The 17,441-nt window shown below is 66.6% G+C and carries 16 protein-coding genes; 8 read left to right on the forward strand and 8 right to left on the reverse strand.

All coding sequences use genetic code 11. From position 1 onward, the window contains the following. Nucleotides 1-10: 10 nt before the first annotated feature. Both AArcSl_RS04285 and AArcSl_RS04290 read right to left on the reverse strand, forming a co-directional pair. Complete coding sequence (locus AArcSl_RS04285) at nucleotides 11-1,252, reverse strand: DNA double-strand break repair nuclease NurA (protein ID WP_119815505.1); 1,242 nt, start codon at nucleotides 1,250-1,252, stop codon at nucleotides 11-13. A 6-nt stretch (nucleotides 1,253-1,258) separates the two neighbouring features. Then, nucleotides 1,259-2,605, reverse strand: a complete 1,347-nt coding sequence (locus AArcSl_RS04290) for a dihydroorotase (protein ID WP_119815507.1) — start codon at nucleotides 2,603-2,605, stop codon at nucleotides 1,259-1,261. Between the two features lie 148 nt (nucleotides 2,606-2,753). Here AArcSl_RS04290 and AArcSl_RS04295 point away from each other — a divergent pair, with 148 nt between their 5' ends. The 4 genes from AArcSl_RS04295 (at nucleotide 2,754) to AArcSl_RS04310 (ending at nucleotide 4,981) form a co-directional block, all read left to right on the forward strand. Beyond that, a complete protein-coding gene (locus tag AArcSl_RS04295; RefSeq protein WP_119815510.1) occupies nucleotides 2,754-3,377 on the forward strand; it encodes a helix-turn-helix domain-containing protein in 624 nt (207 codons plus the stop codon). Nucleotides 3,378-3,428: 51 nt separating this feature from the next. After that, nucleotides 3,429-3,962 (forward strand): 2Fe-2S iron-sulfur cluster-binding protein, encoded by a 534-nt coding sequence (locus AArcSl_RS04300; RefSeq protein ID WP_119815513.1) that lies wholly within the window; start codon nucleotides 3,429-3,431, stop codon nucleotides 3,960-3,962. A gap of 74 nt (nucleotides 3,963-4,036) precedes the next feature. Further along, a complete protein-coding gene (locus AArcSl_RS04305) occupies nucleotides 4,037-4,246 on the forward strand; it encodes a hypothetical protein (protein WP_119815516.1) in 210 nt (69 codons plus the stop codon). A gap of 84 nt (nucleotides 4,247-4,330) precedes the next feature. After that, nucleotides 4,331-4,981: a potassium channel family protein gene (locus tag AArcSl_RS04310; protein ID WP_119815519.1), complete on the forward strand. Its 651-nt coding sequence runs from the start codon at nucleotides 4,331-4,333 to the stop codon at nucleotides 4,979-4,981. Here the strand turns inward: AArcSl_RS04310 and AArcSl_RS04315 are convergent. Beyond that, entirely contained in the window at nucleotides 4,978-6,492 is a 1,515-nt protein-coding gene (locus AArcSl_RS04315) for a carboxypeptidase M32 (protein WP_119815522.1), read from the reverse strand. The two genes, AArcSl_RS04310 and AArcSl_RS04315, sit on opposite strands and share 4 nt — an antisense overlap. Nucleotides 6,493-6,550: 58 nt before the next feature. Further along, nucleotides 6,551-7,777: a M20 family metallopeptidase gene (locus AArcSl_RS04320; RefSeq protein ID WP_119821720.1), complete on the reverse strand. Its 1,227-nt coding sequence runs from the start codon at nucleotides 7,775-7,777 to the stop codon at nucleotides 6,551-6,553. 196 nt (nucleotides 7,778-7,973) lie between these two features. Between AArcSl_RS04320 and AArcSl_RS04325 the strand changes: the two genes are divergently transcribed. Beyond that, on the forward strand, nucleotides 7,974-9,833 hold the full coding sequence (locus AArcSl_RS04325) for a GAF domain-containing sensor histidine kinase (RefSeq protein ID WP_119815525.1): 1,860 nt from the start codon (nucleotides 7,974-7,976) through the stop codon (nucleotides 9,831-9,833). 42 nt (nucleotides 9,834-9,875) lie between these two features. On the opposite strand, the gene AArcSl_RS04330 is transcribed toward AArcSl_RS04325, so the two are convergent. Then, on the reverse strand, nucleotides 9,876-10,907 hold the full coding sequence (locus tag AArcSl_RS04330) for a threonine aldolase family protein (protein ID WP_119821722.1): 1,032 nt from the start codon (nucleotides 10,905-10,907) through the stop codon (nucleotides 9,876-9,878). 85 nt (nucleotides 10,908-10,992) lie between these two features. Further along, nucleotides 10,993-11,724: a DUF7504 family protein gene (locus AArcSl_RS04335; protein WP_119815529.1), complete on the reverse strand. Its 732-nt coding sequence runs from the start codon at nucleotides 11,722-11,724 to the stop codon at nucleotides 10,993-10,995. Nucleotides 11,725-11,839: 115 nt separating this feature from the next. Here AArcSl_RS04335 and AArcSl_RS04340 point away from each other — a divergent pair, with 115 nt between their 5' ends. Further along, the gene (locus AArcSl_RS04340; RefSeq protein ID WP_119821724.1) at nucleotides 11,840-12,799 is read left to right on the forward strand and encodes a succinylglutamate desuccinylase/aspartoacylase family protein; all 960 of its coding nucleotides are present in this window, start codon (nucleotides 11,840-11,842) and stop codon (nucleotides 12,797-12,799) included. Further along, entirely contained in the window at nucleotides 12,799-13,980 is a 1,182-nt protein-coding gene (locus AArcSl_RS04345) for a pyridoxal-phosphate dependent enzyme (protein WP_119815532.1), read from the forward strand. The genes AArcSl_RS04340 and AArcSl_RS04345 overlap by 1 nt, the downstream gene beginning before the upstream one ends. Before the next feature lie 127 nt (nucleotides 13,981-14,107). Here AArcSl_RS04345 and AArcSl_RS04350 read toward each other — a convergent pair whose 3' ends face one another. Continuing rightward, nucleotides 14,108-15,079: a transcriptional regulator gene (locus AArcSl_RS04350; protein ID WP_119815535.1), complete on the reverse strand. Its 972-nt coding sequence runs from the start codon at nucleotides 15,077-15,079 to the stop codon at nucleotides 14,108-14,110. Nucleotides 15,080-15,238: 159 nt separating this feature from the next. Between AArcSl_RS04350 and AArcSl_RS04355 the strand changes: the two genes are divergently transcribed. After that, the gene (locus AArcSl_RS04355) at nucleotides 15,239-16,609 is read left to right on the forward strand and encodes a tRNA(Ile)(2)-agmatinylcytidine synthase (RefSeq protein ID WP_394337314.1); all 1,371 of its coding nucleotides are present in this window, start codon (nucleotides 15,239-15,241) and stop codon (nucleotides 16,607-16,609) included. Between the two features lie 24 nt (nucleotides 16,610-16,633). Here AArcSl_RS04355 and AArcSl_RS04360 read toward each other — a convergent pair whose 3' ends face one another. After that, the gene (locus AArcSl_RS04360; RefSeq protein WP_119815538.1) at nucleotides 16,634-17,422 is read right to left on the reverse strand and encodes a polyprenyl synthetase family protein; all 789 of its coding nucleotides are present in this window, start codon (nucleotides 17,420-17,422) and stop codon (nucleotides 16,634-16,636) included. Between the last annotated feature and the right edge of the window lie 19 nt (nucleotides 17,423-17,441).

Here is a 17,441-nt window from a genome sequence, read left to right on the forward strand (position 1 = left end):
GTAGGCCGAATTAAAACTCCGTGAGGTCCCACCGGACGTCATCGTACGTGTGGAGCTGCTCGCTGTCGAACTGTTCTTCGAACTTCCGCCGGAGTGCGACCTTCTCGCTGGCGCTGACCCGAGCGAGTTCGTCCGCCTTCGCCACTGCCTGCGGCGGTCCCCCGGCGGCAGCGACGTCCCCGACGATCTGATCGGTGAGCGCCGCCCGAATATCGGGGTCTCGCGTGAACGCCGCCGGCGCCTCGACCTTGTACAGGACGTCGTAACGGGGGTCATACAGCACGAAAAACGTAACCTCGTACGCGTCCGCCGGGAGCCGGCGGTCGATGCCGAGCGCGTCGCCGTCGGTTGCGAACGCCTCGTCGGCCCCGTCCCGCGACCGGAACCAGCTGGTAAACGTGAGCGCGTCCCGGTCCCGTTGGCCGTCCGTCCGTCGCTCCAGCAGCCGGGTGAAGAAGCCGGCGTCGTCGGCCCACGGCGCCTCGACCCCCTTTCCCGAGAGCGTTCGAACGATCCTGCGGCTGCTCGGGTTCTTCACGAAGCCGACGAGCGGGACGTCCCGCTCGAGGAACCCCTCGACCAGCCGGACGTAGTTCTCCACCACGGCCCGGGGTTTGGCCTCCCGGGCGAGTTCGCCGAGTTCGGGATCGCGGTCCTCCCAGGTGAGCAGCTCCTTCGGGTAGATCGGACCGTCGAGTATCAGGAGGTCGGTGACCGTGTTCGCGTGGGTTAACGCGTGATCACTTTCGGCCAGATACAGCGCCAGCGCGTGGACCACCCCTTCGGCGTACCGGTTCACCTTCGGGACGTGCAACACCCGTCGCCGGCTGTACCCCCCGTCGTAGGTCACCCAGTCAAGGTCGTGATCGACGGTCGTGTCCGCAGTGTGGACCGTCGCGACGAGGCTCCGCGAGCGGTGCAGATCGAGGTCGCTTGGCGTCGAGGCCATCGCCGCCTGCGCCACGTCGAGCACCAGCCCGTTCTTGAAGGTAGTTGGATTGATCGTCCCCGAGTCCAGCCCGTGGACCGGCTCGAAAGGACGGTCTGCAAGCGCCGCGTCGTCGATCGGCACCGCGCGGAGTTCCTGCTCGTCGACGGGTTCACAGACGACCCGTCCGCCCCGGCGCAGCGGGGAGAGCCACTCGGCCCACACCGTGGCTGCGAGGTCGTCGTGGTCGGTGTCGTCGACGTCCTCGGCGATCGCGCTCGCCAGCCGGGCGATGTTGTCGACGTGGATGGGATCGAGCGTCACGGTCGATCACTCCTCGGGTCTGACGTTCTCGCCGACGGCCGGGCCGAACGTCTCCGCACCGGTTTCGGGATCCCGGGTGTACACGACAGTCCCCCGAACCATGGTGAGTTCCGGGAACACCCCCCACAACCCTTCGAACGGGGTCCAGCCGGCCTTCGAGTGGAGCCCGCCGGCCTGGGTCTCACGCGGGCGGTCGGGATCGACGAGCACCAGATCCGCGTCCCGACCCGGCTCGACTTTCCCCTTCTGCGGGAGATCGAACAGCTTCGCGGGAGTGGCCGCCACGAGGTCCCGGACGCGTTCGGGTTCGAGCCGTCCCTGACGAACGGTTTCCAGAAGCAACGGCAGCATCGTTTCCACGCCCGGAACCCCGCTCGGTGCCTCGAGGAGGGGTTGTTCTTTCTCCTCGACGGTGTGTGGGGCGTGGTCGGTCGCGATCACGTCGACCGTCCCGTCGGCGACACGCTCGAACAGTGCCGCCCGCCGGTCCTCCGACCGCAACGGAGGGTTCATCCGGCCGAACGTCCCCAGCCGAGGGAGATCCTCGCGGGAGAGAAACAGGTGGTGAGGGGTGACCTCGCAGGTCGCACCGGCGTCGACGGCGGCGTCGACCCCTTCGGGCGTGGAAGTGTGGGCGACGTGAACTGGAGCATCGGCGTCGTTTGCGACCGCGACCGCGCGCTCGATCGCGTCGATCTCCGCCTCCGCGGTCCTGTAGGCGCTCCAGGCGTCGGCGGGGGCCGACCGGCCGGTTGGGCTCGAGGGAGGACTGTCGGCGTCGCTGTCGTCTTCGAGCGACTCGATCGCTGCTTCGTCGAACAGGTCCGCGTTCTCGGCGTGGACGGTGACGGTCGCGCCGGCGTCGCGGGCGCGATCGACCGCCTCCGCGAAGAGTTCGGCGTCGATCCCCATCTCGCCCGTCGAGTCGGCCAGGAACACCTCCCCGAGTGCGAATATCGGGCGGTCGAACAGCACATCGGGTTCCCAGTCGGGCGTGACGCCGCCGTTGATGCCGTAATCGACCAGCGACGCCTCCGCAAGGGTTGCCTTCGCGTCGAACCCCGCGCCGGTCGTCGTCGCCGGGTCGGTGTTGGGCTGGTCGACCACGGTGGTGACGCCCCCGGCGGCGGCCGACCGCGAGCCCGTCTCCCAGGTTTCCTTGTGCGGGAAACCCGGCTCCCGGAAGTGGACGTGGACGTCGATCGCTCCCGGAAACAGCAGGCGGCCGTCCGCCGGGATCACCCGCTCGTCGCTGTCGGGCGTCAACCCCCGTTCGACCGCCGAGATCCGTTCGCCCTCGACCCGGACGTCCCGGACCCGGCCGTCGACGAGCGCCGCGTCGGTGATGAGCATACACCCCGATACCGCCGGCCCGAAGGTAAAGCGTCCGGATCGTGCCGGATCGTCTCCGAGAGCCTCCCCCGGGAACCGAGCCCCGCAGGATTTTCACACAGTGAGGACAGTCGCAGCCTTATACTCAAATGATAGATAACTCTCATATATGAGTGCCTCGATCAGCAAACTGCTGAGTAGATCCCGGGATCTGCGTGCCCGTCTTTCGCTTTCACTCCCGGAAGGACACCCGTGTCCGTTCACCGAGGCCTGTTCGTGCGTCGCCGATGTCGAACAGACGACTGTAGACGGGGTTTGCCACGTGATTTGCAAGGCGACACCGAAAGGCACCGACGAAAGCGCGGTGTTGCACACGAGGACCGAAGTCGACGAAGAACAGTGTTTCTGCACCTCGTTCGCCGACTACGATGCAGTTCCGTCGATCCTCGACAAAACGGGAGACGCGGTGATTCTCGAAACGTTTCCCCCGGACCGATTGACATTCATGGATCTCGTCGGGGAGCTCTCGGAGATCGGTAGCGTCGAGGTCCAGCACCTCTCCCTTCTCGAACAGCAGGACGACGACATCTGTGACCTCGAGACGGTCAACGTCTCGGTACTCACCGATCTCGAGCGGGAAACCCTCGAATGGGGGATCGAACAGGGCTACTACGAACAGCCTCGTGACGTCGGACTCGATGAGATCTCCGAGGAGTTTGACGTGTCCAAGTCAACCATCTCGCAGCGATTGAAGTCGGCCGAACGAAAGCTCGTTTCCCAAACAGTGGGGTGACCGACGCGTTCGCCTCGGTGGTTTTATTCGGTCCGATTCCCGTGTACGTTCATGGCAGACGAGAAGGGAGGATCGCAGCCGCCATACCGCGTCGAGTTCGTCCGCGACGACGGCTCCGACGACGTCGTCGAAACGGGGGGCGATCGCTCGCTTTTGGAGATCGCCGACCGGAACGCGATCGACATGCGTCACGGCTGCCGGGAAGGCAAGTGTGTGAGCTGCACGGGCCGACTGCTGGCGGGCGAAGTGAGCTACCGAACAGAGCCCGAGGCGCTCACGGATCGGCTCCGTCGAAGCGGGTTCGTCCTCCTTTGTGTCGCAGCCCCCGTCTCCGACTGTCGGATTGAGATCGGACAGAGCGTGCTCGCGGCCGCGTTCCCGGGGCTGTGGAGCTCCGAGGGGTACACCGGAGTGCCGCAGCTGGAACGGGCCCGGACGGAATTGACCCGGCTCGAAGCCACCGAACTGGACACGGGAGAGCTGGACTATCTCGAGGGATCGCTCGAACCGTACGAGAACCTCCAGAAGATCAAAGCCGCCTACTGGAACGTCCGGAAGGCGAACGACGGTCGACACGACACCTGACAGCACACGATGGCGAGTGATTCGATATCAACAACCATGAGGGTTTATACCACATCAGGCCGTTGTGTACCCGTATGTCGACCGAACGTCTGGACTGTCAAACCTGTGGCGACGCCTGTGCGGACGGTGTAACCGTCGTCGAGAAGGATCCGCCGGGGCAGTTGATCATGATGTGCGATCACACCACAGTGTCGTTCCAGCTGTCGGAGTACGACACCGAGAACCTGCCGCCGGATTCGGAGCTTCCCGACGAGTGGGTGCGGGAGGCCGCAGCCGAGTCGTAGCCGTTCTGCTCCACCCGGAGCCGAACACCGCTCAGAACTGACGGAGGGAACACGCTTATTAGGTGCTGTACCGACCTGTGTCACATGTCCGAAACGGGGCACATTGTCATCGCGGGGGGCGGTCGCGTCGGTCGACGCGTCGCGTCTCGCTTCGCGGACGGCGGAGTGGAAGTCACAGTGATCGAACGGAATCTGGACGGCGTTTCCGAGACTGAAGACGGCATCGAGTACATCGAGGGCGATGCCACCCGGCCGTCGATACTCCGGCAGGCGGTGACCGACGAGACGACCAGGCTCGGCGCGCTGACCGATCGGGGCGACACGAACCTCGCGATCTGCATGGCCGCAAAGCAACTGTATCCGGACATCCGAACCGTCGCCCGGATCGCCGACGAGGACGGCGACGAGTACACCGAGTACGTCGACGACGTCTTCTTCCCGGAACGTGCCAGCATCAAGGCGGCGGTCAACGCCCTCGCAGGTAGCGACATCCGGACCCTCGAAGGGGTCACCGGCGACATCGAGGTGTTCGACGTCCGGGTCGACTACGAGGCGCCGGCGGCCGGCGAGGTCGTCGCCGACGCGCTTCCGGAGGGATCGGTGGTCATCTCCCAGTCCGACGGCGACGTCACCGTCCAGCACTCCACGAAGCTGGTCGGCGGCCGGCGGTATCTCGTCGCCGCCGACAGGGAGGTCGCCGGAGAGGTGCTCAAGCAGTTGCAGGGAGAAGACTAGAGTCCGTACAACTCGCCGTACTTTTCTTCGACGTACTCGGTGAAGTGATCGGCGACGAAGTCCTCGCCGGTGGCCCGAACTACGAGGTCGTTCGTCCGGTACTGCTTGCCGTGAGCGTGGACGTTCTCCGAGAGCCACTCGTGGAGCGGCCCGAACTCTCCCTCGCGGATCTTCCCCTCCAGGTCGTCGATCTCTTCGTCGGCGGCGGAAAACAGCTGGGCGGCCATCACCGATCCCAGCGAGTAGGTCGGGAAGTAGCCGAAGTTGCCGTGGCTCCAGTGGATGTCCTGCAGACAACCCTCCGAATCCGTTTCCGGCCGGATGCCGAGATACTCCTCGTACTTGTCGTTCCACACCTCGGGGACGTCGGCGACCTCGAGGTCCCCCCGGACGAGGTCGCGCTCGATCTCGAACCGGATCACGATGTGGAGGTGGTAGGTGAGTTCGTCGGCCTCGACCCGGATGAGGTTGTCCTCGTACACCTGGTTTGCCGCCTCGTACGCCTCCCGCGGCGTGCCGTCGAACTCGGGGAAGTGGTCTTTCACGATCGGCGTCAGGAGCTCCCAGAACGGCCGGGACCGCCCAACGTGGTTCTCCCAGAGCCGCGACTGCGATTCGTGGACCGAGAGGTCCCGCGACTCGCCCAGCGGCGTGCCGAACTCCCCTTGCGGGAGCCCGAGGTTGTACTGGGCGTGACCGAACTCGTGGATCGTCGAAGTCATCGCGCCCACCGGATCGGACTCGTCGAACCGGGTGGTGACCCGACAGTCGAACTGGTTGCCCGACGTGAACGGGTGCGAGGAGGTGTCGAGCCGACCCCGATCCCAGTCGTAGCCGATTGTCGAGAGAATCTCCCGCGAGAGCTCCTCCTGCACGTCGGCGTCCCACTCGCCCTCGAAGGTGTCGGTCGCCAGGTCGGCGTCCGATTCACGGATCGCGTCGATCATCGGCACCAGCGTCTCCCGGAGCTCCGCGAGGATTTCTTCGGCCCGTTCGAAGGACAGCCACGGTTCGTAATCCTCGAAGAGCACCTCGTAGGGGTCCCGGTCGGGATCGATGTGTTCGGCGTACTCCCGCTTCAGGTCGACGTGCTTCTCGAGATACGGCTCGAACGTCTCGAAGTCGTCGTTTTCCTTCGCCTCCTCCCAGGCAGGCAATGCCTCGGAGGAGGTCTCGGAGATCTCCTCGACGAGCTCGCGGGGGACCGCGTCGGCGCGCTCGTGTTCCCGGCGGATCTCCCTGACGCTTGCAGCCTGTTTGTCGCCCAGATCGGCGTCCTCGAGCTCCGACAGCAGGGAGCCGATCTCGTCGTCGGTGAGCAGCTCGTGGCGCAGCGACGCCAGCGTGGACAGCTGCTTCGAGCGGGCGGGGGTCCCATCCTCGGGCATCATCACCTGCTGGTCCCACGAGAGGACGCCGCTGGCGGTACCGAGATACGAGATACGCTCGTAGCGATCCAGAAGCGTCTCGTAGGCTTCCGGGGCGTCTGTCGATGTGGCTTCGGTTGCCATGCAGGCGCATTATCCTCCGCAGTAAAGAACGGACTGCTTTCCCTGACGGATTGCCGGCTTACGTCTCTCCCGACTCTCGACTGACGCGCTCTGCAGCCCCTCGATAAATCCGGTAACATCGCTCGAGGACGTCGATCGAGACGCTCTCGGTGTCGGTGTGAGCCTCCCCGGGTTCGGCGGGGCCACAGACGACGCAGGCCGTCCCTGCAGCGGCGAGCCACCCGGCGTCGGTGGCGTGGGGTTTGGTGACGTGTTCGGGCGTTCCCGTCTGGGCCGTTCGGGCGGCCTCGAGGATCTGCTCTGCGAACGCGTCGTCGGAACACGCCATCGGCGGGAGGTCCTGGTCGATCTCGAGATCGACGCCCGGGAGTTCGGTCGCACGTTCGAGGTCGGCCCGCTTGCCGGGGACTGTCCGCTCGTCGACGGTGATCTCACAGCGTTCGGGGATCACGTTCCAGGCACTCCCGCCGTCGATCTCGGTGACCGCAAGAGTCGCCTGCAGCCGCTCGCCGAGCACCTCCGCCTGCGGGAACGGCAACTCGCGGACGACATCGACCGCGTCGCTCGCCCGGTAGATCGCGTTTTCGCCCCGGTCGGGTTCACTCGCGTGAGCGGCCGTTCCCCGGGCGAGGAGTCTGCTCGCCCGTCGTCCCTTGTGGGCGACTGCGACGTCGGTGACTCCCGCCTTCGAGTAGTTCGTCGATCCCTCGGCCACCAGCGCGTAGTCGGGAACGAACCCGTCGTCGATCGCGGCACGCGCGCCCTCGCCGCCCGTCTCCTCGCCGACGAACGACGCGAACGCGAGGTCCGGAGCTTCGCCCCCGGCGCCCGCCCCGTCTCCACCGAGGTCGGCGTCCCGGAACGCGAGCAGACAGGCGGCGACTGCGCCCTTCATGTCGGCCGTCCCCCGGCCGTACAGTCGCCCGTCGCGTCGGTCGACGGCGTAGCTGTCGGCGCTTTCGACGGTCCCCGCCGCCACCTGCGACTGGGCCGGCGGGACGACGTCGTGGTGCCCCACCAGCGCGAACGTCGGTCGCTCGTCGTTCCGGATGTCGTCTGCGGGGACGCCGGGAGGCGTCCGACGAGCCAGAACGTTGCCGGCTCCGTCGCGTTCGACGACGGCCCCGGTCTCCCCCCGGAGCCAGCGCTCGATCGCATCCCCCGCCGCTGTCTCGTCGTCGTGGCTCGGTATCTCGACGAGCCGACGGGCGAGTGAAACGAGTTCCCCATGTGCCGCTTCCCCGTCGAACGCCCGTTCGTCGCCGCCCCCGGGAGTGTCGTTCATGATCACTCTGGGACCCGCCGGCTCTTGGAAGTTGGTGTCCGAGTATTTTTTCACTGATTAAAATATAGAAATATCCTACGATATCAAATGTGAATGTCAAAAATCCCTTCATGCTACCATTATTCACATATCTGATAACTGGAGACGAATATTTATATTCGTTGCCGCTCTTTCTACAATAACGGACCGATATCGCGTGAGAAACACACGACGCGTCCTCGTACTCGCCGAGGACGGCCCGTCCGACAGCCTGATCGGGGCGCTCGCCAGGGAGTGGAGCGTCGCAGTCAGACATCCCGGCGAGGTCGACGGCTCACCGGACGCGGACTGTCTGGTCTGCTGTGATCCGCTGAGCCGGGCGTGGGCCGCGACGTCGCCGACGTCGGTTCCGACCGTCGTCTGCGGGGACGCTCCGACGACGCGGGGCGCGGCTGCGGTCGAATCCGGGACCGATCCGGCGGACTGTGACGGCGTCACCTCCGTTCGGGACGCCGACGCATTTCGCTCGCCGGAATCGGTCGTCGAATCGGTGCGCGCCGCGTTGTCCGATGTCGAACGGACCCGCGAGGAACACGAACGACGAGTCACCGAACTCCACAAGGGCGTCACAGAGTTCGCGTCGCTTCGAGAGCCCCAGGAAGCGTTCGAGCAAACCGTCGACATCGCCGAGCGCGTGCTGGAGTTCGATCGATCTGCCGCAATGCGCCACCGGGACGGCGTGCTCGTTCCGGTGGCGCAGTCGGGGGATACCGAGATCGGCGACGCCAGACCCATGTCGGTCGACGAAGGGATCGGGGGCTGGTCGTTCCGAACCGGAAAATCCCGGCTCGTCGACGAGGTGGATACCGAACACGACGCCAACCCCTCGAAGTCGGAGTTCCGCTCCGGGCTCAGCGTTCCGATCGGGGATCACGGCGTCTTTCAGGCGGTGTCCACCGATCCGGCCGCCTTCGACGAGCGAGATCTCGAGTTGGCCGAGCTTCTCGCGGCCCACGCCGGCGAGACGCTCGCGCGGATCGAAACCACCGCCGAGTTGCGAACCGAGCGCGACCGGCTCCAGTCGCTGTTCGAGAACGTGCCCGATCCGGCGATCGATTTCGAGCTGGTCGACGGCAACCCGATCGTCCGACGGGTCAACGCGGCCTTCGAGGAGGTGTTCGAGTACGAAAGCGAAACGATCGTCGGGGAGAACGTCGACGAGTACCTCCTGCCGGAAGACGACGAGGAACGCGAACGGGGCGAGCAGTTCAATCGCCGACTTCGCGAGGGTAAGAACGTCTCCGCGGAAGTTATTCGCCGGACTGCCGACGGACCACGTCACTTCATCCTCCAGGTGATCCCGCTGGAGCTCGACTCCCACAACGTCTCCGGATACGCCATCTACACCGACATCACCGAACAGCAGGAACGCGAGGAGATGCTCCGAAAGCAAAACGAGCGGCTCGACGAGTTCGCCTCGATCATTTCACACGACCTCCGGAACCCGCTTTCGGTGGCGACGGGCTTTCTCGAACTCGCCCGCGAGACCGGAGACGACGACCACTTCGACCGGGCCACCAGGGCGCTGGACGACATGCAGGAGTTCCTCGAGGATCTACTCCAGCTAGCCCGAGAGGGTCGACTCGTCGGCGAACTTGAAGAGACGGAACTGGAAGCCGTCGCGAGACGGGCGTGGGCGAACGTCGCCGACAACGGGGCGACCCTGGAGTTCGATTCGGGCTGTTCGGTCTCGGTCGACGAGGCACGCGCGGTCGAGCTGTTCGAGAACCTGTTTGTCAACGCTGTCGAACATGGAGGGAAAGCCGTCACCGTCCGCGTGGGAACGCTCCCGTGCGAGTCGGCCGACCCGCCGGGGTTCTACGTGGAGGACGACGGGTCGGGGATTTCGGAGGACGTACGCGATCGTGTGTTCGAATCCGGCTACACGACCGACGAGGAGGGCACCGGCCTCGGGCTGGCGATCGTCGAGCGGATCGCCGAGGCCCACGGCTGGACGGTCGAGGTAACCGACGGCGAGGACGGCGGCGCGCGGTTCGAGTTCTCCTTCGAGGAGTGACGGTGCCGAACCGCCCCGGGACTCCGACCGACGAGAAACACCTCACGCCTCGAACGACTCCACGATCGACTCGATCCGTTCGACCGCAGCTTCGATGTCGGCCCCGGAGACGTCGCGATGCGTACAGAGCCGGGTCGTGTACTCGTCGAAGGCGCCGGCGCCGACGCCCGCGTTCTCGCAGGCGGCGACGAACTCCTCGGCGGTCATTCCCAGCTCGCTCGAGTCGACGACGACGACGTTCGTCTCGGGTTCGGGAGACCTGAGTCCCTCGAGGTCGTCGAGTTCGCTCGCGAGCAGTCGGGCGTTCTCGTGGTCGTCGGCGAGTCGATCGACGTTCTCGAGCGCGACCAGTCCGGGGGCGGCGATCACGCCCGCCTGGCGCATCCCGCCGCCGAACAGCTTGCGGATCCGGCGCGCCTCCGCGATGAACTCCCTGGAGCCGGCGAGCATCGAACCCACCGGCGCGCCGAGCCCCTTCGAGAGACAGAACATCACCGAATCCACGTTCTCGACCAGCTCGTCGGCCGGCGTGTCGAGGGCGACGCCCGCGTTGAATAACCGCGCGCCGTCGAGGTGGACCGGAACCCCCAGTTCGCCTGCGGTCTCGGCTGCAGCGTCGACGAACTCCTTCGGAACGGCGATCCCGCCCCGATAGTTGTGTGTGTTCTCCAGACAGAGCAGCCCGGTCCCGGGCCGGTGGAGGCTCTCTTCGACGTACGCCTCCCACACCTGTTCTGGCGTGGGAACACACCGGTCGCCGGCGTCGACGAGCCGCGTCTGGACAGCCGACAGCTGCGCGGCGCCGCCAACCTCCCATCGGTGGATGTGAGACTCCTGTTCGAGGAGGAGCTCCTCGCCGCGGTCGGTGTGGACCCGGATCGCGATCTGGTTGCCCATCGTTCCCGACGGGACGTACAGCGCCGCCTCCGTACCGACGAGTTCGGCCGCGCGTCGCTCGAGTTCGTTCACCGTGGGGTCGTCGCGATAGACGTCGTCGCCGACGTCGGCGTCGCGGGCGGCCTCGCGCATCCGATCCGAGGGCTTCGTGACCGTGTCAGAGCGGAGATCGATCATCGTCGGATCCGACGGCCGGCCCATGGATATAAGATACGGTACCCGACGGCGCCGTGTGTTCGCGACGCCGGATGTTGGGCGGCCTTCATCGCACGTACATCCAGTCGCTCGCGCCGTACTCGGGGAGGTGGATGCGATGGGCCACGGGGCGGGCCTGGATCTGCCGCAGTTCGATCCGGGCGTCGAACGCGGAGGCGAACGGGAGCTCCCGTGCCCGCTCGTCCGACATCGCGACGTGGAAGTGCCCCATCCCGTCTGCCCCCCGAACCGAACTCGTGACGTCAGTGACGAACTCCGAAACCGTCGACGTGGGGTATCGATCGAGCAGGGGGCCAAGCGAGTCGACGCCGACCCGGAGCTGTGCCGGCTCGAGGTCCCGACCCGCCACGCAGTCGGCCATCCTGTTTTCCAGCTCCGCACGGAGGTTCGGGAGGGGATCTTCGCCCTCCGGCGGCGGGAACTGCTCGGGTGTCGGATCGTCGCCGTCGAGCTCGTCCCGGTAGTCGACGAGATGCGTCTCGTCGTCGAGAATCGAGACGCCGCCGGGGAACTTCACGGCCAGCGCGTCGACGTCGTCGCGGATCATCACGAGGATCCGGTACCGCTCCTCCCGAGGTGAACCGAGCAGCCGGGCGGTGATCCGGTCGACTGCGGGACCGCCCGTGCTCTTCGTCACCAGCACGTTACAGCCCCGCTGTTTGATCTGCTGGAGCCGACGGGAGAGTTCTTCGTCCTCGTCGGCGGACTCGTCTGGAGCGGCAGCGTCGGCGGCGGCAGCGTCGGCGGCAGTGTCGTCCTCGCGGTCGCCGGAGACCATTTGTTCGGACTAGTTCGACAGTTTATATAATAGTTTGGAGGGCAGTATTGACTCCGGGCGGGACGCTCGACGACGGATCGAACCGATAAAGGCTCTCGCGTTCGAGTATCGGCCAATGACGATCAGCCTCGGTACCGCAAGCGCGGCACCCGGCGAACGCGACATCGGCCGCCTCGAAGTCGGGCAAGCGCGGGACGGGAGCACGGTCGGGCTCCCGGTCTGTGTTGTGAACGGCGTCTCCGACGGGAAGACGCTGTACGTGCAGGCCGTAAGCGACGGCGACGAGCTAAACGGGCTCGGCGTGTTGACGCGGGTCGTCCCGCAGCTCGACCCCGCATCGATGTCCGGGACAGTCATCGTGGTCGGGATCGTGAACCATTTCGGCTTCCAGGTCGGGAAACACCGCAACCCGATCGACGACACGAAGCTGAACCGGACCTACCCGGGCGACGAGCACGGCTCGACCAGCGAGCGCATCGCCGCCGCAACGTTCGACGCCGCAAAGGACGCGGATCTGATTATCGATCTCCACCAGGGGTCGACGAGCCGGATGATAAACGAGGTCCGGGTTCGCTGCGGCCGGCGTCATCGGATGCACGCCGACTGCCTCCAGCTCGCGAAGGTGTTCGGCTGCGGCCACGTCTTCGACCAGAAGGGTCCGGACGGACAGCTCGCGCGGGTCGCCCCCGACGAGGGGATCCCGACGATCGATCCCGAACTGGGAGGCAGCGTCGGGTGGGACGAAACCTCCGTCCAGAAGGGCGTCGAGGGGATGTTCAACGTGTTGCGATACTACGGGTTAATCGAGGGGAACGTCGACCTGAACCCCCAGACTCGCGCGCGGGGATTCGACCAGTACGGTTCGCCGGTCGGGGGACTCATCCACTTTCGGAAAGACCTCGGCGACCGAGTGGTCGCCGGCGACGTGCTGTTTCGCGTGACGGGACCGTTCGGCGAAGAGAAAGCCCGAGTGACCGCCGACAGCGACGGCGTCTTCTGGCGGTGTCGCCGCCTGCCCCAGGTTGCGACCGGCGAATACGTCTGTTCGGTGGGTACCGACGTCGACGAGTACTGATGAGTGGTGACTCCTCCGAATCCGGATCCGGGCCATCGACGCCGAGATCCCTCATCTGTCCCGTGTGCGGAACACGCTATCCGGACCGGTGGCGGTGTCGCTGCGGGTCGCCGCTCCGGTTCGACTGGGAACCCACAGGCCTCAGCGATGAGCCGCCGGATTCGGGGGGGTTCGACACAGGCTCGGGACTCTGGAGTTTCACGGAGCTGCTCCCAATCGGCGACGACCCGAGAGATCGCGTCAGCCTGGGGGAAGGAATGACGCCGCTCGTGGACGCCGACCGCCAGCCCCCGCAAACGGGAACGGACCGTCCCGCGTGGAACGCCGACTTCAAACTGGAGTACGTGTTTCCGACGGGATCGTTCAAGGATAGAGGGGCGACGACGATCCTGACGCGGGCCCGGGAGCTGGGCGTCGATCGAGTCGTCGAGGACTCCTCGGGCAACGCCGGCGCCGCAATCGCCACCTACGCCGCCCGGGCGGGGATCGACGCCGAGATCTTCGTCCCGGCGGCGACAAAGCAGTCGAAGCTCCGCGCGATCGAGCGCGCTGGAGCGACGACGGTCCGCGTGGAGGGAACCCGCAGCGACGTCACCGACGCCTGCATCCGGGCGGTCGAATCGGGCGACGCCTGGTACGCGAGCCACGCCTACGACCCCGCCTTCTTCGAGGGGGCGGCGACGTTCGCCTACGAAGTTGCCCTCCAGCGCGACTGGAACGTTCCCGACGCCGTCGTCACCCCGCTCGGCCACGGGACGCTGTTTTTGGGCGCGTATCTCGGATTCAAACGGCTCGAGGCGGCGGGCTGGATCGACCGGCTCCCCCGACTGTTGGGCGCGCAGGCGGCCGGCGTCGCGCCGGTGGTCCGAAAGCGTCACGGCGAGGGAGCCGCCGAACCGGACGATGGAGAACACAACGACGTCGCCGACGGCATCCAGATCTCCGAGCCGGTCCAGCTGGACCGGATCCTCGAGGCGATCGACGAAACCGACGGCGACGCGATCGCGATCACCAGGTCCGCCACGGAGCAGGAACTCGATCGGCTCCACGCCGCGGGCTTTTATACCGAGCCGACGTGTGCAGTGGCGCCTGCGGCGCTGCGGGAGTACCGGCGCCGTGGCGTCGTGGCGCCCGACGACGACGTGGTCGTGCCGCTGACTGGCAGCGGATTGAAGACCTGAGAGCCGACGTTTCAGCTCACAGATATCGCGTCCGTGGCACCGAGGTCATCGTCACGAACGACGTGGGGGACGCTACCGAGGAAACGATCTGGGGATGGCAAAATCCATCGCCGTGGAGGAAGCGTTGTTACGCTTCTTTTGGTTCCGTCCCCCGCTCGCGGATGACCTCCCTGATCTCGTCTGGGTCGTCCATCCCGGCAAGCTCCTCACACGAGACCAGCGCCGTGCCGTCGACGGACTCCTTGCGGGCGTCCGACTCGGTGAAGTACACCGACTGTGTCCGGGTCACCCGACCGATCGAAGACATCAGCCGGGCGCGCTTCTCGGCGCTTTTGGTGAACTCCGAGTGGCCAGTGAGCACCCGCATCCGCTGTTCGGCGACGTCCTCGCCGACCGCTTTGAACGGCGCCCGCTCCGTCGGGTGGACCGTGAATCCGGCGCGGGACAGCACCGCGACCACGTGGTGGTCGTCGGGGTCCGCGTCCGGGGCGTCCGGTGTCGGCTCCGCGTCGCGAACCTCCTCGGCCCCCTCGAGTACGTCTACCGGGTTCGAGAAGGGCCGGTCGAACAGGTCCTCCAGCTCGGCGGCGACCTCGATCGAGGCGTTCATTCCGTCCTCGTACTTCGAGACGGTCCGCCGGGAGACGCCAAGCTCCTTGGCGAGCTTGCCCAGCGACCAGCCGCGCTGTTCCCGCTCGTCTGACAGCACGTCGCCGTCGATGCTGACGTACAACCCGCCCGGCGCCGCGTAGATCAGCGGCGGCACCTCCTCGACGAACAGGTCGTAGGCAGTGTCGGGGTGAATGACCGGTACCCCGTGTCTGAAGTACACCACGCCCGGTTTCAGCTCCTCGTTTCGGGTCCGGAGCCCGAGCAGGATCGGGGTCGCCTCGAGGTACTCGCCGAGCCGCCGCATCTCCTCGCCCGTACCGGCGTCCAGCGCGTCGACGTTGCCCAGAACCTTCAAAAGCAGGAGGTCCTCGCCCCGCCGCGCTGCGAGATCGAAACTCTTCGGACGGACGGCACACCGGTCGCTGACGAGGAAGCCGGCGTCCTCGAGCATGGCGACCACGTTTTCGACCAGCGCCATCCGTGACATACTGAAATGTAAGTGACTTCCCGCATATATGTGTTGTGGGAATTTCGGAATACCGGTATTACGCCGTCTGGCGGTTTTACTTCCGAACTCCGGGTCATTTATATTGAACCGCTCTCCGATCGCGTAACCGCCTTATCCGACCGTCAACTACTGCCGACAGTGACGCAGTCGACAGCGACGATCGTGGGCGTCGACGACACCGACTCCCGCGAACGCGGGATGTGTACGACCTACCTCGCGGCACGGCTCGCCGAGCGCATCGAGGCGGCAGGCGGCGGGGTCCGGCGGCAGCTGCTGGTTCGGCTCAACCCGGCAGTCCCGCACAAAACCCGGGGGAACGCGGCGCTCGCGCTGCACGCCGACGTCGACCCCGATCTGGCGCTGGAGCTGGTTCGCGAGGAACTGACCGGGCTCGCGATCGCTGACGATCCCCGAACCTCTCCGGGCACGGTTGTGGCCGACGTCGAACCGGCGGCGGTACCGGAAGACGTCGCGGCGTTCGCCCGCGGGGCGATGCGGGAGTTTCACGACCTCGCGGACGCGATCAATCTGATCGAGCGTCACGGCTGGGAGCACGAGGGGTTCGGCGGTGGAAAAACGGAGGCATCTGGAGAGCCCAGCGCAGACGACGCCGTCGGCCGGGGACGCATCGGCGCACTCGCGGCAGTCGGCGCCTGGCGGGCGTTCGACGACTGGACGAGCGAACACATTGCCTACCGGGAGTTCGACCGGTGTGGCACGCCCCGGGAAGTCGACGTCGACAGCGTCTTCGAGGCCGCAGACTTTGGGTATCCGACCGTGTGGGACACCGTCGACCGGGCGGAGGGGGAGGCGGTCTGCGTGCCGAACGCGCCGGGGCCGATCCTCTATGGCATTCGGGGGGACGACCCCGACGCCTGCCGTGCGGTCGCCCATCGAATCGACGCCGAACCGGTCGAGCGGACGGCGACGTTCCTGACGAACCAGGGGGCCGACGCCCACCTCGCACCCGGAGAGATCGGCTCGCTCCGCGACGGGGCGGGCTACCGGATCGAAGGGATCGTCGCGAGCAAACCGGAGACGCGCCGCGGCGGGCACGTGTTCTTCGAACTCGCCGGTCCCGAGGGGCCAGGGGACGGCCCGTCGGATTCGGAAACGAACGACTCCCCGACCGTCGACTGTGCGGCCTTCGAGCCGACGAAGCGGTTCCGGGACCGCGTCCGGGCGCTCCGGTCCGGGGATCGGATCACCGCCTGCGGCGAACACACCGACGGCACACTCAAACTCGAGAAGTTCGCCGTCAGGGAGCTGGTCGAGACCGAGCGCGTCAACCCGACCTGCCCCGAGTGCGACCGATCGATGTCGTCCGCCGGACGCACTCAGGGGTACCGGTGTCGCGACTGCGGGACCGAGGCCGAACGGAAACGGGAGCAACCGATCGATCGGGAACTCGAGGAGGGATGGTACGAGGTGCCGCCGTGTGCCCGGCGCCACGTCGCGAAACCGCTCGTCAGGGGCGGGTTCGACGCGGACGTGCATCCAGAACGGTAGGACGGAGTTCGCGTTCGTTCGGCGTCACGGTCGACTGCCGGGCTTCACGCAGGCGCGTTCCTCACAGACCCTGGCGGCGATCCGCCGGAGCTTCCGGTGTAATCCGGGGGAGGCCGCCTCCGGACAGCTGTCGACGATGTCGGCGATGGTCCCGTCGAGCGAGTCCCGCGGGCGGGCGACGGCCGCGTTCCCCGTGGTCGCCTCCGTGGCGAGCGTCCAGCCGAACGCGGCACCGCCCTCCTCGAGGCGGTCGAGCGTCGCCCCCTCGAGGCCCCCGAGGACCCCCGCGAGCCGCGCGGCGGCCCCACCCAGGACCGCTGGGGCAGTGTGGTCGAACCTGATCACGCCACCGTCTTCCGGGGACGCGACCGCGGAGAACTGTCGCCCTTCGAACTGGCCTTCGTGGGTCCGGATGCTCGCGCGGGTCAACACCGAGAAACACTGGGCAACCAACGGCGCCGGGGCGTCGAGTCGGCCGAGGCGTTCGAACGCCCGCGCCTGGAGGTAATCCCCCGAGAGGATTGCGCGGTCGTCCTCCCGGGCCGTTCGGCCGGACGGCGACACATCCTCCAGGATCCGTCCGTGAACGAGCGCCTGGAGGTACGAAAGTTCAAGCGACACGGCGGCAGGAAACGGATCGGCGATGTCGGTCCCGACCGCGTCGACGAGCGCCAGAAACAGGTGTCCGCGGACGTATTCGGATGGCCATCGATCGCGGATCGAGTCGAACTCGACGTCGGCGTGCGGGCTGGTGAGTGTCCGCTCCAGGGACCGCTCGATCCGGGCGCTCCGGGCGTCGAGACGCTCGGTCATCGTCGGTCGGACAGTCGAC

Origin of the sequence: Halalkaliarchaeum desulfuricum, assembly GCF_002952775.1 — an archaeon.
GTDB lineage: Archaea > Halobacteriota > Halobacteria > Halobacteriales > Haloferacaceae > Halalkaliarchaeum > Halalkaliarchaeum desulfuricum.

Bases quoted from the DNA above. Each gene is read 5' to 3' on its own strand.
- AArcSl_RS04305 (WP_119815516.1), top strand. From the start codon at position 4,037: ATGTCGACCGAACGTCTGGACTGTCAAACCTGTGGCGACGCCTGTGCG.
- AArcSl_RS04300 (WP_119815513.1), top strand. From the start codon at position 3,429: ATGGCAGACGAGAAGGGAGGATCGCAGCCGCCATACCGCGTCGAGTTC.
- AArcSl_RS04315 (WP_119815522.1), bottom strand. From the start codon at position 6,492: ATGGCAACCGAAGCCACATCGACAGACGCCCCGGAAGCCTACGAGACG.
- AArcSl_RS04345 (WP_119815532.1), top strand. From the start codon at position 12,799: ATGAGTGGTGACTCCTCCGAATCCGGATCCGGGCCATCGACGCCGAGA.
- AArcSl_RS04290 (WP_119815507.1), bottom strand. From the start codon at position 2,605: ATGCTCATCACCGACGCGGCGCTCGTCGACGGCCGGGTCCGGGACGTC.
- AArcSl_RS04335 (WP_119815529.1), bottom strand. From the start codon at position 11,724: ATGGTCTCCGGCGACCGCGAGGACGACACTGCCGCCGACGCTGCCGCC.
- AArcSl_RS04350 (WP_119815535.1), bottom strand. From the start codon at position 15,079: ATGTCACGGATGGCGCTGGTCGAAAACGTGGTCGCCATGCTCGAGGAC.
- AArcSl_RS04330 (WP_119821722.1), bottom strand. From the start codon at position 10,907: ATGATCGATCTCCGCTCTGACACGGTCACGAAGCCCTCGGATCGGATG.
- AArcSl_RS04360 (WP_119815538.1), bottom strand. From the start codon at position 17,422: ATGACCGAGCGTCTCGACGCCCGGAGCGCCCGGATCGAGCGGTCCCTG.
- AArcSl_RS04295 (WP_119815510.1), top strand. From the start codon at position 2,754: ATGAGTGCCTCGATCAGCAAACTGCTGAGTAGATCCCGGGATCTGCGT.
- AArcSl_RS04310 (WP_119815519.1), top strand. From the start codon at position 4,331: ATGTCCGAAACGGGGCACATTGTCATCGCGGGGGGCGGTCGCGTCGGT.
- AArcSl_RS04340 (WP_119821724.1), top strand. From the start codon at position 11,840: ATGACGATCAGCCTCGGTACCGCAAGCGCGGCACCCGGCGAACGCGAC.
- AArcSl_RS04320 (WP_119821720.1), bottom strand. From the start codon at position 7,777: ATGAACGACACTCCCGGGGGCGGCGACGAACGGGCGTTCGACGGGGAA.